We start from the raw sequence: 300 nt of genomic DNA, 5'->3' as shown, positions 1-300 counted from the left end.
TGAGACTACCCACGATATTTCCAAGAGCCGCTACGCCCGCAAACTCAAGAAGAAAGCCAAGATGCAGGGCAAGAAAGGCACAAAATCCGCAAAATCTTCTGCACAGGAACCGACTGTGGCACAAGATGCAGGCGCATCCAGCACCAGCGAGGGCAGCTCCAACTGGCTTACCCGGTGGCGGCAGAAACAGAACATCCGGCAGAGCTATTACGCCGCCGCCCGGACGGGCACGGCGGCGCAGACCGTAGGCGGCAAAGCGGCATCCAACGGTGCATATGCCGCCCGGTCCAGCATGGAACA

Annotated in this window: 1 pseudogene; it reads left to right on the top strand. The window is 59.7% G+C overall.

Annotated elements, in window-relative coordinates:
* Nucleotides 1–300, top strand: a pseudogene (locus P0G09_RS18900) (NlpC/P60 family protein); the annotation flags it as partial.

The sequence above is a fragment of the Faecalibacterium sp. DFI.5.82 genome (genome assembly GCF_029076575.1).
Lineage (GTDB): Bacteria > Bacillota > Clostridia > Oscillospirales > Ruminococcaceae > Faecalibacterium > Faecalibacterium duncaniae.
This window is presented reverse-complemented; position numbering and strand designations above follow the sequence as displayed.